Genomic DNA, 17,164 nt, shown 5'->3' with positions numbered 1-17,164 from the left:
TAGTTTGAAGAAGAGATTAGATTATGAGATTTGCAGATTATGCAAAAATATATGTAACAGCAGGTAACGGCGGAGAGGGGATGTCTCACTTCCGGCGCGAAAAATATGTTCCAAAGGGCGGTCCTGACGGCGGTGACGGTGGAAGCGGCGGTGATGTAGTTCTGAAAGGAAACAGTCAATTGAATACGCTACTCGATCTTCGTTACAGAAAGTATGTAAAGGCCGATCACGGAGAGCGCGGACATACATCACGAAAAACCGGCAAGGACGGGGAAGATGAAATTCTTGAAGTTCCGCTGGGCACTGTTGTTTACGATGCCGATTCTCGCGAACGTCTCGGCGAAATAACCGAGCACGATGAAAAAATTGTGATAGCGAAAGGCGGGAAAGGTGGATTGGGCAACTGGCATTTTAAAAGCGCAACGAATCAGACACCGCAGCACGCGCAAGTGGGAGAGACCGGCGAAGAGCGAGCCGTAGAGCTGGAGTTGAAGCTAATTGCGGACGTAGGGTTGGTTGGATTCCCGAACGCCGGGAAAAGCACGCTGCTTTCGGCACTGTCTGAAGCAAAGCCAAAAATAGGTGCTTATCCATTTACTACACTTGAGCCAAACCTGGGAGTGGTAACATTTTCCGACTACAGAAGCTTTGTGATGGCGGATATACCCGGGATTATTGAAGACGCTCACGAAGGTAAAGGACTTGGGCTACAGTTTCTGCGCCATATCGAGCGAAATAATGTCCTGCTGTTTATGGTGGGTTGTGATACCGATATCAAGCAGGAGTACAATGCGCTTCTTCACGAACTGGAAGAGTACCGGCCTGATTTGCTGGACAAACCCAGAATCCTGGCAATCACCAAAATGGATTTAGTTGAAGGTTTTGAACTGGAAGAGCCTGTTGAACTGGAGGATGATGCGGAGATCATCGAAATCTCTGCTGCAACCGGCCACAATATTGATGAACTGAAAGAGCTGATCTGGAAAAAGCTGAAAGAAATTGAACCGGAAGAAACATCATAGAGCATTAATCGCATTGGGCATGGTTCCTGAAATGGGGCCGGGACGAGCAAGAAGACTGCTTCAGCTGTCGAATGTTGAGAGTGCAGATCAGCTTTTTGATCTGAATATCCGTGACTATTTGAAAGCGGATGGGATCGGGAAACAGATTTCGAAAAACCTTTCCAATTTTGAGGACTGGAAGTCAGTAGACAAAATTTTAGACCGTACAGAAAGTATCGGTGCTAAACTTCTGGCCTACGACGATGAGCACTTTCCTGAGCTGCTGAAACACATTTACGATCCTCCTTTGATTCTGTGGTATAAAGGCGATTTGAAAGCATTGGATAAACCCGGTGTTGCGGTGGTCGGAACCCGGAATCCGGGCAGCTACGGTCTTTCTCAGGCAGAAGAGTGGTCGAAGAAACTGGTACAAAAAGGAATCTGTGTGAACAGCGGTCTGGCTTACGGTATAGACGCTAAAGCTCATCAAACGGCCGTAGAAAACGGTGGGAAAACGGTTGCCGTACTGGGATCGGGAATCGATGTGATTTATCCGGCGAGAAATAAGCCTCTGGCAAAAAAAATTATAGAATCGGGCGGTTTGATTATGACGGAGTTTCCTCCCGGAACCCAGCCTGACGCAGGAAATTTTCCCGAGCGCAACCGGATTGTGAGCGGAATGAGCCACGGAGTGCTGGTAGTGGAAAGTGGCGTGAAAGGCGGGAGCATGATCACAGCACGGTTCGCATTGGACCAGAACCGGGAAGTTTTTGTTGTACCTCATCAGCTGGGTTACATGAAAGGTGAGGGCTGTAACTATCTGATCCAGAACGGACAGGGAAAGCTGGTCAGGTCTATCGATGATATTCTGGAAGAAATTTCAGTTGAAGCGAATTCAGAAAACGTTTCCGAAAAACCGCCTTCAACCTGGAAATCCCTTGAACTTACTGATGAAGAAAACCAACTCTGTGAACTCCTCGATAACAGATCTCTGCACATCGATCAGATAAGTGAAAAGTTGGATCAGCCAACCTTTAAGCTTCTTCCCAAAATGCTTACCCTTGAATTGAAGGGGGCTATTGTGCAGAAAGCCGGAAAGTATTTTGAGGCTCGTTAACAATTCAGAAATAATCTGTTCTCAATAACTAAGGTTTTTTTATGATTCGCGTACAGGACGTCATATTAAGTGAAGATATCGCCACGGCGCAGTTTGCGTGCGACATCAGCAAGTGCAAAGGGGCGTGCTGTGTAGTTGGAGATGCGGGAGCACCGGTTAGCAGGGATGAAATTCCGGTGCTTAGAAAAGCGTTTAAAGAACTGCGGGACAAACTGGATCCGGAAGCAGTGCAAAAAGCCGATCGTGAAGGTGTTGTGCTTGGGGACGCCAAAGATGGGTTTGAGATAAACTGCATAGATTCAGGTGAATGCATATTTGTAGAGAAAACAGATAATGGTGTTGCGACTTGCGCCATTCAAAACGCGTACTACAAGGGTGGGTTTAACTGGGAAAAGCCGATCAGCTGTCATCTCTATCCGGTTCGCTTAAAGCATATTGCGGGTATGGATTACGCCAACTATGAATATATTCCGGATTTGTGCTCGGCCGGTTGCAGAAATGGCGAAGAAAGAGGAATTTACCTTTCAGACTTTTTAAAGACAGCTTTGATTCGCAGATACGGAGAAAAGTGGTACTCAGAATTTATTGATGCTTGTAATGAAGTAAGGAGCAAATAAGTGCTAAAAACAGGTCAAAACATATCGCAGAAACAGAGTCAGCAGCAAAAACTGTCTCCTCAGCAGATTCAGTTTGTGAAACTGCTGCAGCTGCCCACAATTGGCCTGGAACAGCGTATCAAGGAAGAGATTGAGATGAATCCGGTTCTGGAGGAAGCGGATCCCGTTTTGGAAGAATCCATGCAAGAGGGCGAGCAAGACTGGGACAAGCAAAAAGAGGCGGAGGCTGAAAAGGAAACCGAAGAGAGTTCAGAAATCGACCCGGTTGATCAGAACGATGAGATTGACTGGGATTCGTTTATGCACAATACGGAATATGATGGAACCGGCTACTCCGGAATTTCACAATCATCGGGTGATGAAGACTGGCGCGACCTGCCAAATCCGTATCATCAAACTCTTTTGGAAGAGCTTGAACATCAGGTGTCGCTTCTTGATCTGGATGATGAAGAGATGTTGATTGCGGATCAAATTTTAGGCTCTCTCGACAAGGACGGATATTTCCGGCGCGATACGGAAGCCGTAATTGATAATATTGCGTTTAATAAAGGAACACTGGTAAGTGGAGCTCAGGTTGAGAAAGTGCGCAAAATGATACAAAGACTTGATCCTGTGGGGATTGCCTCAAAAGATTTAAGGGATTGCCTGCTGGTTCAGCTTAAAACATCAGATTCTGAAGGTGAGATTAAATCGCTGGCTGTTGATATGCTGGAAAATTACTGGGAGAGTTTTGAGAAAAAGCACTTCAGTAAACTAAAATCCCGCTTGGATATAGACGATGAACAGCTTCGTGAGATTTTTGAGCTGATTAAAGGCCTCAATCCGAAACCCGGCGGAGTTGCGAATCCGGATGAAGATAACCGTCAGTATGTTGATCCCGATTTTGAAGTCTATTATGAGCCTTCGGACAGTGAAGATGAAGAGGATGGAGAATTTGTTATCAAACTGAGCCAGCGCAACACTCCCCCTTTGAGGATTTCTCCCGAGTATAAGATGATGTGGGACAATTTTAAAAAGGACGAAAAGAAAGGAAAGAAGGAGAAGCAGGCGCGAAATTTTATCAAGGATAAAATAGAATCCGCTCAATGGTTTATCGATTCCATTTTGCAGCGGCAGAATACCTTGATGAAAACAATGCGAACCATAGTTTCGCTGCAGGAGGAGTTTTTTAAACACGGCGAAGGTCTGAGGCCGATGATTTTGAAAGATGTTGCGGAGAGAATTAATATGGATATATCCACCGTTTCACGCGTTGTCAACGGCAAATATGTTCAGACAAATTTTGGGGTTTATGAGCTCAAATACTTTTTCAGCGAAGGCCTGGAGACAGAGAGCGGAGAGGATGTATCGAGCCGTGAAGTGAAGAATGTACTTCAGAATATTATAGACAATGAGGATAAGCAGAAGCCTTATAGTGATCAGGCGTTAACCAACATGCTGAAAGAGAAAGGATATAAGGTAGCCCGCCGTACCGTGAGCAAATACAGGGAGCAGCTTCAGCTTCCCGTGGCAAGGCTGCGAAAGCAAATCATTTAGTTTAATCTATCCCTTAGCTTCTTATGATGAGAAGGTGAGAGCCATTTGTATGGGCTCACTGATGTATGGAGAATTAATTGCGAACCATATCAGAAAAACAAAGAGAAGCGTATGCAAGCCGATCGTAAACAGGATGTATGGCAGACTGTATTTTTCTAAAAATTTTGCAGCATCATAAGCGGCAACGTTGAAGCTCATAAACCAGACAATCAGGTAAGAGGCTAAAAGGAAGTAGATGAGGGTTTGACCGGGAGACTGGTTGTGAAATACAATCAATATGGTTGCAACCAAAAAATTGATATGCAGAGGCCATACGTAGAGATTGAGTGTCTGACTAAAAAAATGAAGACTTTTATTGGGTAAATGCAGCCACAATACCGAAATGATTTGCATGACCAGGGAGATAATAAAACCGGTCAGAAAAAGAGAAACAAAGGGGTTGGATGTCCAGAAAACAGCGGGGAAATGGTGAGCCAGTGCGCTCAGGCTTCTCTCGTTAAAAAGGCTGTTCGCTGTCAAATACAAAATGATACCCGTTACTACAGAGTGCTGAAGCAGAATTAAAACTCCGGGAAATATATTTCGAATTCTGTGTTCAATTACATCAACTAAAAAGAAGGAGTGGTTGAAAAAGTAGCGGGGCAGAGCCTGAATGTATACGGGCTGGAATCTCATGTGCAAGAGAATTGATCCCAGAATGAGGAAGAGAAAAACTACGTTCCAATGGATAGCGGGTGGGGCCTCGGGAGTTTGAGGAATTGGAAAGGGCAACAGATTGCCTTTCAGGTATTCAGAAAAAATTATTTTGTAGTCTTCATTCCCGGCAACATAATTCTGAAACCAGTCAGCCGGAATAATCAATAAACTTTCTTCAAGATCCAGAGTGTGACTGAATAGATTTTCGAGCGTTTTTTTTGATTCCTGTACATTTTTGCCCGGATCAAAAAACAGAGCACTTGCCGTCGGTATTTGATCTCCGGGGATAACGGTATGAACCGTAAAGTCAAAGCTTTCAGCATGAAGGGAATCACCCGATAGTGCCGATTGATAAAAGACCGGTAAGCCTGAAAACTCGCGAATGTTATCTGCGATTTGTGCAGCATAAGCTGAAAACCGAGGATGTTTTTCATTGGGAAAGCGGAAAAGACCTGCCGAAATAATTTTATCCGGATACTGATCCATCAACGCTTGCAGAGAATTGCGAATATCTGCTGCAATTTCTCCTGATCGATTTCGCAAGCTATTTACGGTCGTATAGTTATCAGGGAACTGATAGATCAGAAAAAAATCATCCACGTTCGTGCCTGTAAGCTGATCAGGCCGGGTGAAGTGAATAATGTCTATACCAATCTCAGAGGCTTCAGCCAGTATCTGCCGCTTATCTTCCTCATTTGTAACCGAATCAAAAGAGATCGCAATTCTACTGCCAAAACTGCTTCCGGAGGTACTTTGTCCGTCCACACTTTGCGGTGAAAGTGGCAGCCAGGATAGAAATAGGGCGATTATCAGTGGCAGCAAGGTGGCCTGTGACTATTTTTTAATTTCGACGGTTCGCTCAATCGGAAGTTGCCGGGTCTCTTTAAAACTGGATAGTACAATATTTGAACGGGTTCTGGTGACTCCGTCCCATGACTGAACAAGTGAGAGAAACTTCTCAAAAGATTCGGTGTTTTTTGTGCGAACTTTCAGGATGTGGGAACCGTCTCCGGTTATAGAATGGCACTCCAATACTTCGGGGTGCTCTGTAACGTGTTCCACAAAACTGGGATAGCGCTCCGATCCGTCAACTTCAACAAAGATGAATGCAGTGATATCGAAGTTGAATTTTTTAGAGTCGAGAATAGCGTTGTAGCTATCAATCAATCCTTTCTCTTCGAGCTTGCGCATGCGTTCTGAAACAGAAGGAACGGAGAGATGAACGATTTTAGCTATGGTGTTGCGTTGAGCGCGTCCGTGCTCTTGCAGGTGGTTTAAAATCTTAATGTCGGTTTCATCCAATTGATGGCTCATAACGGTAGTTTTAACCTAAAATTTCTAATCAGAGTTGAAAATATCCTTAATTAGTTAGGAATTCAATGGTGTAATTACATTAATTCGTAAAAAGTTTTTCACACATAAAAATTAAAGCTGTAGAAAAATTTCAATGCCTGTTCAACGACTCGTATCTTTACGTTTTAAACGGAAATAGTGAACACCTTTTAAATATTTTTCGATGCTCGATATTACATTTATAAGAGAAAATCCGGAGCTGGTTAAAACGGGAATGATCAACAAAGGAGAAAAGGATTCCTCAGCTGTTGACAAAGTGATTCAGAAAGATGAGGAGTGGCGTGCCCTGGTTACGGAAATTGATCAACTCCGGGCAGAGAACAACAAATTGTCCAAAAAGATCGGCGCGCTGATGGGGCAGGGCAAGAAAGAGGAAGCTCAGGAGATTATTCAGGCGACTGCCAAAGGAAAAGAGCTGCTCAAAGAACTGGAAGAGAAATTGGCTGTGGTTGCAAAAGAGCGCGATGATCTGCTCTACAGCATCCCGAACGTACCGGATGAAACTGTACCGGTTGGACACAGTGAAGAGGACAATGAAGTTTTTAAAACCTGGGGAGACCGAGCAGAAGATGAGTGGATGTTGCCGCACTGGGAAATTGCAGAGGAAAAAAAATGGATTGATTTCGATCGGGGCTCGAAAGTAACCGGAGCGGGCTTTCCATTTTATGTAGGGAAAATGGCCAGACTGCAGCGAGCACTCATTAACTTTTTTCTGAACGAAGCTGTTGATCAGGGATTTACGGAATTACAGGCGCCATACTTTGTAAATGAAGATTCTGCAAGAGGTACGGGACAGATTCCGGATAAAGAGGATATGATGTATACCATTCCGCGCGATGGATTTTTTGCTATTCCCACAGCCGAAGTGCCTGTGACGAACTTTCATCGGGATGAGATTTTATCAAAAGATGAGCTTCCTGTTCGATATGCAGCTTACACGCCTTGCTGGAGACGTGAGGCCGGAAGCTACGGAAAAGATGTTCGCGGTTTGAACCGACTTCATCAGTTCGACAAAGTGGAATTGGTAAAGATTGTTCATCCTGAAACCTCTGATGATGAGCTGGAATCTCTTAGGGAGTACGCAGAATCCCTTCTTCAGAAACTTAAAATACCTTACCGCACGCTTCTGATGTGTACCGGAGATATGGGCTTTACTCAGACCAAGAAGTACGATCTGGAAGTGTGGAGTCCGGGTCAGCAGCGCTGGCTGGAAGTGAGCTCCTGCTCCAATTTCGGTTCATTCCAGGCGAGACGCATGCAGCTTCGGTTCAAAAACGAGAAGGGCAAAACGGAAATGCTTCATACGCTGAACGGATCAGGTCTGGCACTGCCACGGGTTGTTGCGGCTATTATAGAGACGTACCAGACCGAGTCGGGTGACGTGCGGGTTCCGGAGGTTCTTCAGCCGTTTATGGGTACGGAAGTAATCTAAAGAGTACGAGTTTTTTCTCGCTGATTTGCGCAGAGTGTTTTGAGTTTAGACCTTAAGAAAAACTGAAATAGAACTCAGTGAAGGGCTAAAGCCCTGCGTGTTGTGGGGGAAGCTATTGCCGTTCCGTTGACTGAAGTCAACGGTAATAGAAAGGAGGGATAAAATATTTGCCAACAGTTTGAATTCGCTGATGTAAAGTGAAATAAAGTTGCAAAGGAGTAGTGTCTTGCTTCCAGTCCGAGTCAGGTAAAACGAAACCCGGGGCAATTGATACTATTTCGGTCAGCAAATATTTGTAGTAAAGTTTTTTACCGTCAGCTTCAGCTGACTTAACAGAGGGAGAATTGCAATTTACTTTGGCTTTAGCCTAATTATACAAGTATGTCTATAGGCTATTGGTTTTGAAGATAGTTCAATAGAAATATTGAAAGAGTGAGCTTTACCAGAGTGGAAAGGTATAATCCCAATAGGGCTAAAGCCCTGGAGTTTTGGGTCGTGTTTTTTACCGTTGACTGAAGTCAACGGTAATAGAGGGAAAGCAAATAAAGTTAGTTTGTCTGAAATCAGTTTGAATTTAAAGCATGGATGCATACTGTAAGTTTTTTGTGAGTGCAGAAAAGTTTTTTACCGTCTGCTTCAGCTGACGGAACAAAGGAGGATAACTATACACCAGGGCTTTAGCCCAGTAATAGTTGCAGTGTCGCAGCATCACAGTATTAGCAATATCAAATCAAGTAAAATAAAACAGGGAGAAAAATATGAGCTGGGTTCAGGTTTGGGTGCATATCGTCTTTACTACCAAAAACAGAAAGCCTTATCTGCAAACTCCGTATATCAGGCGGCAGGTTTTTAATCATATAAAAACGAATGCCAAAGAGAAGGAAATTTGGCTTGATTGCGTCAACGGGTACAAAGAGCATATTCATTGTTTAATCTCTCTTGGAAAGGATCAAACTCTGAGTAAGATTACACAACTGATAAAAGGGGAGTCTTCTTACTGGATTAACAGCCGGGAATTGACAGATCAAAAATTCAGGTGGCAGGATGACTATTGGGCTGTAAGTGTGAGTAAAAGTCATATTGAATCTCTTCGGAAATATATTTTTAATCAGGAGCGTCATCACAAGAAAAATTCTTTCAGGGAGGAAATTGATGAGTTTATGAAAAAACAGGGTTGGAGATATTTGGAGGGCTAAAGCCCTTTGTGTGTTGTGGGGGAGGCTATTACTGTTCCGTTGACTGAAGTCAACGGTAATAGAAAAAGAGGGATAAAAAAACAAAAAAGCTGCAAAGAAGGAGTTTCTTGCTTCCAGTCGGGTTGGGTGAAACGAAACTCGGGCAATTGATACTTTTCGAACAGCAAATATTTGTATTAAAGTTTTTGCCGTCTGCTTCAGCTGACGGAAGAAAGGGGGATAACAATATACTTGGGCTTTAGCCCAGTAATAGTTGCAGTGTTGCATAATTAGCAATATCAAATCAAGTAAAGTAAAACAGGGAGAAAAATATGAGCTGGGTTCAGGTTTGAGTGCACATCGTCTTTACTACAAAAAACAGCGGTACAATCCACGAAAACCTGTGAGAGAACTTTAAAACGTTAAGAGTAATCTTACCTCTAATTAACCAATTTTTTCAAACCTGCTGTTTCATTTCCTGAGGCATACCTTATATTGTGAGTCAATACTCTAATCTAATTGGCTCAATATGAAAAGAATTGTACTCTTTCTCTTTTTTACATTTTTAGTTTCGTCTGCTTTTGCTCAAAAGCGGGCAATGACAACCGATGATATCCTTAACATGGACCGCCTGAGTTCGTCGATGATTTCACCGGACGGAAATTCCGTCATTTACGGTAAATCAACCCTGAATTGGGATGACAACAAGCGGGATACCAAATACTACTACATTCCGGCCGACAGCGGTGCCGTTTACCAATATATCGGGGAAGACGGTGGAAGTGATCTGAAATACTCACCGGATGGAAAATATATCTCTCTGAAGCGCGCTGTAGACGAAAAACAGCAGCTGTTTTTGCTTCCAACAACCGGTGGCGAAGCGGTTCAGCTTACGGAGCACAAGAACAGCGTTAAATCCTACGAGTGGAGTTCAGACAGCAAAGCGATCTATTTTGTATCGGACGTGCCCCGGTCCAAGGAAGAAGAAAAAGAATACAAGGCCGGTTACGACCAGCTGTTTGTGGATGAGCCTCCTCACGGTCAAACCGAGGGAAGCTGGAGTAACATCTGGAAGTTTAATGTGGAGGATAAAGAAGAATCAAAGCTCACCTCGGGTGAATTAATTGTTGGGAGTTTTTCTGTCTCGCCAAATCAGGAGCGGATAGTCTATACCGCACGATTTGAGAATCGCAGAAATCAGCAGTATATGTCAGAGATTTTTCTGCTGGAAGTGGGCGACTCCACGGCCGTTCAGCTTACCGATAACGAAGTTCCGGAAGGTGGCCTAAACTGGCTTCCTGACAATCAGCACATTCTCTATTCTGCTGCGCATGATGAGGAGTGGGAGCTTCGACAAAGCAAACTCTGGAGAATGGATGTAGATTCGAAAGAGTATGAGATGATTTCCGGTAATTTTAATGGAGATATGAGATCCTACTACATCTCACCGGATGGCAGTCAGGTCTATTTTTCGGGAACAGTGAAAACAGATACCAATATCTTCTCACTCAATTTGGAGAATGGATCCGTTCGCCGGTTGACGAATCGTGAGGGTACGGTGAACATTGTTGATATGAACAAGAGCAGAGACAGAGTTCTTCTTTCTTTTGAGGATGTACAAACACCGGAGGATCTTTACACGGCATCAATGAGAAATCTTTCGGATCAAACACGATTAACGGATTTGAATCCATTCGTTCGCGACAGTCTGATACTTGCCGATTACGATGTGGTGCAGTGGGAGAGCTACGACGGCCTGGAAATTGAAGGGATGAAGTATATGCCTCAGGAGCTCAGTCAAAATAGCTCGGCTCCGTTTCTGCTTCATATTCACGGTGGTCCGGCGGGAGTTTTCCGGAATTCATTCAGCCCTCAATATCACGTTTGGGCAGGTTTGGGATATGTTCAATTAGCTCCGAATGTTCGCGGCAGTACCGCTTATGGCGATGAGTTCCTAAGGGGAAATATGAATGATATCGGAGGCGGCGACTATGAAGATCTGATGAGTGGAGTGGATATGCTGATCGACCAGAACTGGATTGATGATGAGCATATGGCCGTGCGCGGCTGGAGCTACGGTGGAATTCTTGGCGGAACCACCATCACCAAAACGGATCGATTCAAAGCAGCCTCGCTCGGAGCAGGTGTATTTGATTGGACCTCTGAGTACGCAATGGGTTTCAATCACGACGTAAGACTGTGGTACATTGGCGGTGAGCCATGGACAAATGCTGAGGAGTATCGGGATCGTTCTGCAGCCATGCATGCCGATGACGTTACGACACCGACCCTGTTTTTACATGGAAGCCGCGATCGGGTGGATACACCGCAGCAAAGTCTGATCTTTTTTACCTATCTGAAAGATATCGGTAATGTGGATACTCGCTATATTGAGTTTCAAAGAGAAGGGCACGGTATTCGCGAACCGAGAAATCAGCGGGTTCGGGATGTTGAGGAGATCCGATGGATACAGAAATATGCACGCGGTATTGAATGGGAGCCGTGGGAGCGTAAAAAGAAGGAAGATGAAAACTCTGACGAAGAGGAGTAAAATTGTGAACTAAATCCGGCGTTTGCTATCGCCGGATATTATCAATCAAATGATTAAAAAGTTCTGGACATACCGAAGGAATATTCTGATATCATTTGTCCTGATTGGAATTATTGTTCTACCTGAAGCAAAATATTTTCATGAATGGGCTCTTGCAGGAATTGTAGGAGCCCTTCTTGTTTCTACAGTCGGAGCCGTTAAAGCTGAGAGTACAATTGAAAAGAAAACCACCCTTTTTGACGGATTATTGATCTTTTTGACATCTCTGATTTGTACTGCTGTTTTTTGGTACCGGGCGTGGAATAATCTCCCGTCAGATTTCTTGATTGAACCGATCTTCGATTTGATAACCGGTTTTGGCTTCTGGTGGCCGGGAATATTTTACGCTTCTCTTTACAGGCACCCTGATGAAACCTGGCCGCCGTCAAGTCGTGCAAGGTATCTGCAAAATCTGGGAATTGGTGTCGGGGGTAGTCTTACAGGAATAGTTTTGGTTTACGCACTGCTATAACTGATGAAGTTATTAAGCAACGGCATAAAGTTTTTCTTCCTTAAAATTGAGTAACAGTTCAAGTACAGGCTGCATCTCTTTCTCATTCATGATTTCACCCCGCAGCTTTTTCCCGTTGCGAATTCCTTTCAGATATTGTCCGTAGTGCTTTTTCATGATGATCACTCCATAACGCTCGCCGTGATGATCCACGGAAAGTCGTAACTGCTCAGCGCAAAGTTCGAGTCTTTCCTGAATAGTTGGATCAGGCAAAAGCTCACCTGTTTCGAGGTAGTGACGGGTTTGTTCGAATATCCAGGGATTGCCGATGGCTCCGCGGCCAATCATTACTCCGTCGACACCGGTTTCGTCAAACATCTTTTTGGCCGACTCAGGTGAATTTACATCCCCGTTACCAATTACCGGGATTTCAAGTCCGGGGGTATCGGCAAGCTTTTTCAGGTATTCCCATCGCGCATCCCCTTTGTACTTCTGGCTGCGTGTTCGGGCGTGAACGGTGATAGCTTTAACGCCAACACTCTGAAGCATCAAGGCTACCTCCTGAATACGGATGGATTGATCATCCCACCCGAGACGGGTTTTAACGGTTACAGGAAAATCTCCGGCAGCGTCCACCACGGTTCCGGCCATACGCTCCATCATGTCCAAATCCTTCAGGCAGCCTGCACCGGCGCCTTTTTTTACAATCTTATAAACCGGGCAGCCAAAGTTAATGTCAACAACATCGGGATTGTTGGCAATGGCCACTTTGGTAGCACCTTCCATAGCTTCTTCACGGCCTCCGAATATCTGAATGCCAAAAGGACGTTCCATCTCGGCAAAATCCATTTTGTGCTGGGCAATGTCCGAATCACGTATAATTGCCTCGGAGCTGATAAATTCTGTGTACACGATATCTGCACCTTTTTTTCGGCATATCTGTCGAAAAGGCGAATCGGTCACATCCTCCATCGGAGCTAAAAACAGGGGTCGGTTACCTAAATCAATTTGATCAATCTTCATAGCGGGGTTTTTATAAATGAGATTCCTAAAATACAGGTTTTTTAAATGCTTCTCACACTGTGCCGCAAATTTATGAAAAACAAAGCGCTTTCATGCTTGTGTTTCCACTCAGATCAATAGCCATTTGGTAAATGAACATGTATATTGATGACTGTACAAAAATAATTTCAACTAATAAACGGGAGTAATATCAATGGCACTTTCAATTTCAGGAATTGAAGAGCTGTTAGGCGATGACGCCGAAAAGCTGCTCAATCACACATGCACAACCATTCCAAAAGAAAACCTACACCTGCCATCAGGATCATACGTTGATGACGTATGGTATCACTCAGATCGAAATAACAGAGTTTTAGGAAACTTAGAATGGATACTAAGTAACGGCCGTTTAGGCGGAACAGGGTATCTGTCCATCCTTCCTGTAGATCAGGGAGTGGAGCATAGCGGCGGTGCATCTTTTGCAAAGAATCCGGCCTATTTTGATCCGGAAAATATTGTCAAACTTGCCATCGAAGGAGGCTGTAATGCAGTTGCCTCAACATTTGGCGTATTGGCATCTGTATCCAGAAAGTATGCACACAAGATTCCTTTTCTGGTAAAAATTAACCACAATGAACTGTTAACCTATCCGAATACTTACGACCAGATTATGTTTGGTTCGGTTCAGAAAGCTCACGATATGGGTGCTGCGGCTGTTGGCGCAACCATCTATTTTGGTTCTGAGGAGTCGTCACGCCAAATTATCGAAGTGGCTGAAGCATTTGAATATGCCCATGAGTTGGGAATGGCTACCGTTCTTTGGTGCTATACAAGAAACTCGGCATTTAAAGTAGACGGTAAAGATTATCACTCATCTGCTGATTTAACCGGTCAGGCAAACCACCTTGGCGTGACACTTGGCGCGGACATTGTGAAGCAAAAATTGCCAACCAACAACGGCGGTTACAAAGCACTGAACGCAGGTGACTCTACATATGGCAAGCTGGATGAAAGAATTTACACCGAGCTGGCTACCGATCACCCAATTGATTTAACCCGATACCAGGTGGCTAACGGCTATATGGGACGCGCAGGTTTGATCAACTCCGGTGGCGCATCAGGCAGTGATGATTTTGCCGATGCTGTAAAAACGGCTGTAATCAACAAGCGCGCCGGCGGTATGGGGCTTATCAGTGGTCGTAAATCATTTCAGCGCCCAATGGATGAGGGAATTAAACTGCTTAACTTCATCCAGGATGTTTATCTCAACGAAGAGATAAGTGTCGCATAATTTCCTATTTTCATAAAAAGCCATACAGATCACTCTGTATGGCTTTTCTATTTATGAGAGGTAGTTGTTACAAGGTTTTGATTAGCCTTATTAAGAAACACATCTATATTGTCCGATTCTGAGGTACATACTGAAAAAAATGGTTCGTTAATATCCTTCAGATACATGGCTCTTTCTATTGCATTGAGCCTTATCAGTATGGGAATCGTGATCTACATTACATACACACCGGGTATTTTGGAGCATCTGGCCCCAAAAAGGCTTCCGGGTATTTTTATCGCCATTGGTGTAATGTTTTTAAAAATCTATTTTTTTGCAGCTAAAATCAGATACTTAGCTGATAAAACCATCAACTGGATGGCATCTATCCGAATTGCCCTGACGTGGGATTTTGCTTCGGCTGTTACCCCATCAACGATTGGCGGTGCACCTGTGGCAACTTATGCGATGACGAGAGAGGGAATCAAACTCGGCAAATCATCTGCTATAGTTCTATACGGTGTTCTTTTGGATCAGTTCTGGTATGCAATGGCGGTTCCGATTTTGTTGGTTGCCAGCATCTACTTCAATGTAATTCCTGATGAAACCGGGATGGTTGGAAACGTCACGATGTTTGTGATCTATGCCGGACTGTTGATTTACGGAGGACTTCTTGCATACGGATTGCTGGTAAATCCTAAAGCGTTGAAGCGAATTATCGAATTGGTTTTCAGGCTTCCGCTGCTTAGAAAATTTGCTGATAAAGTAAACGCAGAAGCAGACAATCTGGTCGACTATTCGAGAGAACTCAGACAAAAACCGATGAGCTTTGTTGTAAAAGCGTTTTTGCTTTCCACAATGAGCTGGCTATGCCGGGTTGCGCTTCCCGTAATCGTGGTTTTGAGTCTGCTCCCGGCAAACGAATTTCTGCTCATTTTAAGAAGCCTGGCAATGAACCTGGCCTTCTTGATTGTCCCGACACCGGGCGGATCAGGCGGGGTTGAGGGACTCTTTGCTGTGTTTTTGGGTCCGCTGATTGAAAGATCAGGATTTATTGGATTGGCTGTATTTGTATGGAGAATTATTACATACTATATCAGCATCGGTATCGGTATTTTTGCAATGTTTTGGTATGTAAATAGGTCGGTATCGTCTAAACTCAGTGAGATAAACAAAGATTCAGAAAGTAGGGTTGATCATGGCCAAGACTAAAATTCAGTACGAATGTTCAGCTTGTGGGCATCTTTCACCAAAATGGCTGGGATTGTGTCCCGCCTGTGGGGAGTGGCATACATTTGAAGAGAAAGTAACTGAAAAAAAGAAAAGCTCTAAAAAGCATAAGGTAGACATTTCAGATAACGGAGAGACTGAAGCTGTAGCTTTGAAGGATGTTCAACACTCGAAAGATGAGAGGCTGAGTACAAACCTTTCGGAATTTGATCGAGTGCTGGGAGGCGGCATTGTTGACGGTTCATTTCTTCTGTTGGGCGGAGATCCCGGAATTGGTAAAAGTACGCTGATGCTGCAAGTGGCTCAAAAGTGTCCGAATATGAAAATTCTCTATGTGGCAGGCGAGGAGTCGGCATCGCAGATCAAGCAGAGAGCTGATAGAATTGGCATGAGCGGAGATAATCTGCTAATCTACAATAACACGGATATTCGAAATGTGATATCTCAGGCTCGTAAAATAAAACCTGATCTGCTGATTGTTGATTCTATACAAACGGTCTTCAGTTCAGAGTTGAACAGCCTTCCGGGGAGCGTACAGCAGATCAGAGAGTGTTCGGCTATGTTTCAGCAGATTGCGAAGAAAGAGGGAATTACCACATTGATGATCGGGCACGTGACCAAAGAGGGAGATATTGCAGGTCCCAAAATATTAGAGCATATGGTTGATACGGTTCTGCATTTTGAGGGAGATCAGAGCCAACTGCACCGATTATTGCGTGGCGTGAAAAATCGATTTGGCCCGGCGAATGAAGTGGGAGTTTTTGAAATGCGGGATACCGGCCTTCACGAGGTTAATAATCCCTCAGATCTCTTCTTAGCCGAAATGAACAGTTCAGTGAGCGGTAACTGTGTGACGTGTGTGATGGAGGGTTCTCGTCCGATTTTGATCGAAATTCAGGCTTTGGTAACACCAAGCAACTACAGTACGCCTCAACGAACGGCAAGCGGATTCGATCAGCGGAGATTGTCTTTGTTGATCGCTGTTCTTGAAAAAAGAGCAGCCATGAGCTTTGCAGGTCAGGACGTTTACCTGAATATCGCAGGCGGGTTAAAAATCAATGATACCGCTGCAGATCTGGCGGTTGTGGCCGCATTGGCGTCGAGCCTCAAGGATAAACCAATCCCCGAAAAATCACTTTATGTTGGTGAAGTAGGCCTTGGCGGAGAAGTGAGAAGAGTACCGTTCCTGAATCAAAGGCTGAACGAGGGGGAGAAGATGGGATTTAAACATGCTGTTCTCCCGGTCAGCAAAACCGCGGGTACATCAAAAATGAATTTAAAACCCGCGGATCAAATAATGAAGGCTCTATAAAAAGCAGCCGAACTACAATTAGTAGTTATCTCTCTGGCGTCTTCTCTCTTCGCGAACACTCTTTTTAAGAGCTTCTCTTCGCTCTTCAGAAGGCTTGGTGTACTGCTGACGCTCTTTGTATTCGTTTAATACTCTTGAGCGGGTCACCATTTTCTTAAAGCGATTAATTGCGCGGTCAATGCTTTCGTTATCTTTAACTTTTACTCCGATCATATATGCAAATAGTATTTATTGGATTTTTTACAGACTCTAAATATAAAAAGCTTTTTGTTAAAAAACAGTTCCATCGATAAAAAAGATTCACCTCAAACATCTTATATTAGAACACGCATCTTCAGCCCCTATGATTGAAGTGAGCATGATTGAAAAAGGTTAAGTGAGT

Annotated in this window: 15 protein-coding genes; 11 read left to right on the top strand and 4 right to left on the bottom strand. The window is 44.1% G+C overall.

Annotation, left to right across the window (positions count from 1 at the left end; all coding sequences use genetic code 11):
* Positions 1-23: 23 nt before the first annotated feature.
* Genes obgE through rpoN form a run of 4 tightly spaced genes read left to right on the top strand, consistent with a single transcriptional unit; the run spans position 24 to position 4,271 of the window.
* Entirely contained in the window at positions 24-1,022 is a 999-nt protein-coding gene (obgE, locus tag U5K35_RS03235; RefSeq protein ID WP_322570042.1) for a GTPase ObgE, read from the top strand.
* A complete protein-coding gene (gene dprA, locus U5K35_RS03230; protein WP_322570041.1) occupies positions 1,000-2,118 on the top strand; it encodes a DNA-processing protein DprA in 1,119 nt (372 codons plus the stop codon). Before obgE ends, dprA begins: the two co-directional genes overlap by 23 nt.
* Positions 2,119-2,159: 41 nt before the next feature.
* Positions 2,160-2,735: a DUF3109 family protein gene (locus U5K35_RS03225; protein WP_322570040.1), complete on the top strand. Its 576-nt coding sequence runs from the start codon at positions 2,160-2,162 to the stop codon at positions 2,733-2,735.
* The gene (gene rpoN, locus U5K35_RS03220) at positions 2,736-4,271 is read left to right on the top strand and encodes an RNA polymerase factor sigma-54 (RefSeq protein ID WP_322570039.1); all 1,536 of its coding nucleotides are present in this window, start codon (positions 2,736-2,738) and stop codon (positions 4,269-4,271) included. It begins immediately after the preceding gene.
* Positions 4,272-4,292: 21 nt separating this feature from the next.
* Here the strand turns inward: rpoN and U5K35_RS03215 are convergent, their stop codons facing one another.
* Both U5K35_RS03215 and U5K35_RS03210 read right to left on the bottom strand, forming a co-directional pair.
* Positions 4,293-5,789, bottom strand: coding sequence for a hypothetical protein (locus U5K35_RS03215; RefSeq protein ID WP_322570038.1), 1,497 nt, complete (start codon positions 5,787-5,789; stop codon positions 4,293-4,295).
* 12 nt (positions 5,790-5,801) lie between these two features.
* On the bottom strand, positions 5,802-6,281 hold the full coding sequence (locus tag U5K35_RS03210; RefSeq protein ID WP_322570037.1) for an Lrp/AsnC family transcriptional regulator: 480 nt from the start codon (positions 6,279-6,281) through the stop codon (positions 5,802-5,804).
* Between the two features lie 202 nt (positions 6,282-6,483).
* On the opposite strand from U5K35_RS03210, the gene serS reads away from it, so the two are divergent.
* The 4 genes from serS to U5K35_RS03190 all read left to right on the top strand — a co-directional run bounded on the left by serS (position 6,484) and on the right by U5K35_RS03190 (position 11,989).
* Positions 6,484-7,752, top strand: a complete 1,269-nt coding sequence (serS, locus tag U5K35_RS03205; protein WP_322570036.1) for a serine--tRNA ligase — start codon at positions 6,484-6,486, stop codon at positions 7,750-7,752.
* A gap of 758 nt (positions 7,753-8,510) precedes the next feature.
* Positions 8,511-8,948, top strand: a complete 438-nt coding sequence (gene tnpA / locus U5K35_RS03200) for an IS200/IS605 family transposase (protein WP_322570035.1) — start codon at positions 8,511-8,513, stop codon at positions 8,946-8,948.
* 508 nt (positions 8,949-9,456) lie between these two features.
* Complete coding sequence (locus U5K35_RS03195) at positions 9,457-11,478, top strand: S9 family peptidase (RefSeq protein ID WP_322570034.1); 2,022 nt, start codon at positions 9,457-9,459, stop codon at positions 11,476-11,478.
* 49 nt (positions 11,479-11,527) lie between these two features.
* On the top strand, positions 11,528-11,989 hold the full coding sequence (locus U5K35_RS03190) for a hypothetical protein (protein WP_322570033.1): 462 nt from the start codon (positions 11,528-11,530) through the stop codon (positions 11,987-11,989).
* 12 nt (positions 11,990-12,001) lie between these two features.
* Here the strand turns inward: U5K35_RS03190 and dusB are convergent, their stop codons facing one another.
* A complete protein-coding gene (dusB, locus tag U5K35_RS03185) occupies positions 12,002-12,991 on the bottom strand; it encodes a tRNA dihydrouridine synthase DusB (RefSeq protein WP_322570032.1) in 990 nt (329 codons plus the stop codon).
* Between the two features lie 193 nt (positions 12,992-13,184).
* Between dusB and U5K35_RS03180 the strand changes: the two genes are divergently transcribed.
* The 3 genes from U5K35_RS03180 to radA all read left to right on the top strand — a co-directional run bounded on the left by U5K35_RS03180 (position 13,185) and on the right by radA (position 16,782).
* Entirely contained in the window at positions 13,185-14,261 is a 1,077-nt protein-coding gene (locus U5K35_RS03180; protein ID WP_322570031.1) for a class I fructose-bisphosphate aldolase, read from the top strand.
* Between the two features lie 165 nt (positions 14,262-14,426).
* Positions 14,427-15,452, top strand: a complete 1,026-nt coding sequence (locus U5K35_RS03175; RefSeq protein WP_322570030.1) for a lysylphosphatidylglycerol synthase transmembrane domain-containing protein — start codon at positions 14,427-14,429, stop codon at positions 15,450-15,452.
* Positions 15,439-16,782: a DNA repair protein RadA gene (gene radA, locus U5K35_RS03170; RefSeq protein ID WP_322570029.1), complete on the top strand. Its 1,344-nt coding sequence runs from the start codon at positions 15,439-15,441 to the stop codon at positions 16,780-16,782. The genes U5K35_RS03175 and radA overlap by 14 nt, the downstream gene beginning before the upstream one ends.
* A gap of 18 nt (positions 16,783-16,800) precedes the next feature.
* Here the strand turns inward: radA and rpsU are convergent, their stop codons facing one another.
* Positions 16,801-16,995 (bottom strand): 30S ribosomal protein S21, encoded by a 195-nt coding sequence (gene rpsU, locus U5K35_RS03165; protein WP_322570028.1) that lies wholly within the window; start codon positions 16,993-16,995, stop codon positions 16,801-16,803.
* Positions 16,996-17,164 lie beyond the last annotated feature (169 nt).

This window comes from Rhodohalobacter sp., assembly GCF_034521535.1.
Lineage (GTDB): Bacteria > Bacteroidota > Rhodothermia > Balneolales > Balneolaceae > Rhodohalobacter.
Note: the sequence above shows the minus strand (reverse complement) of the source record. Positions and strands in the feature narration are given on the sequence as shown.